The sequence below is a fragment of the Streptomyces sp. 150FB genome (genome assembly GCF_000818195.1).
GTDB lineage: Bacteria > Actinomycetota > Actinomycetes > Streptomycetales > Streptomycetaceae > Streptomyces.
In genome coordinates this window covers 7,849,996-7,850,902 of the sequence record NZ_JTHL01000001.1, presented here as the reverse complement: position 1 = coordinate 7,850,902, position 907 = coordinate 7,849,996, and positions in this window count along the sequence as shown.

Sequence of the window (907 nt, the reverse complement as noted above, 5' to 3'; positions counted from 1 at the left end):
TCCCCGGGGATGCTCGCTTGTTCTGCGGCTTTGCTCCCGGCTGCGGACTGCTTGCCCTGCGGGGCACGCACGAAGGGATCACTGCATGCCACTTCGCTGCTTAGCGGCGACCTGCTGGCTGTGGTGGCGGGGAGGGTTGGTTGGGCAGACGTGGTGAGCGCCGATGGACGCAGGAAGGCGGTGGGCTGCTGACCGATCGGGCGAGGTGCACCCCGGAGCGTGTCTGACTCACCACTGAGCCACACGGCTGGGGTGGGTGTGACGGGAGTGTGGCATGTGGGTCTATGGCAGGCCTTGAGCGGCTTGCATATGCTTCTTCTGAGTCCTGGGACGCATAAGCGGCCTCTCCTCACCACAACCACCCCCAAAAATGGGGCATATCGACTATATGGGAGGTCGGTGGGGGTGGGATGGTGTCTGACAACCACTTCTGCGTCGATGGACACAAAAGACAGGCATGCCAGCCTCCCACCGACCTTTTCCCACCCACATGCCTCACACCTCGTCACACCCGCCCCAGGCCGGTAGGTCGGCAGTGCTCAGGGGTCCTCCGGGGCGCACCTCGTCCAATCAGCCAGCGGCCACGGGCTCTCCTGCGTCCGTCGGCGCTCACCGCGTCTGCCCAACCAACCCTCCCCGCCACCACAGCCAGCAGGTCGCCGCTAAGCAGCGAAGGATTTGGCAGCGATCCCTTCTGTGCGTGCCCCGCAGGGCAAGCAAGTCGCAGACGGGAGCAAAGCGGCAGAACAGGCAAGCGTCCCCGGGGAGTCTCCCCCCTGGGGCCGGCCCCCTCATCTGCACTTGCGGTGGAGGGGTGGGTGTCAAGGGTGGGCGAAGCCCATCGCGCAGCGACGCGACGCAGGAGCGCCCTTGACACCCACCCCGCAACCGCGAAAATCAAGAGAAA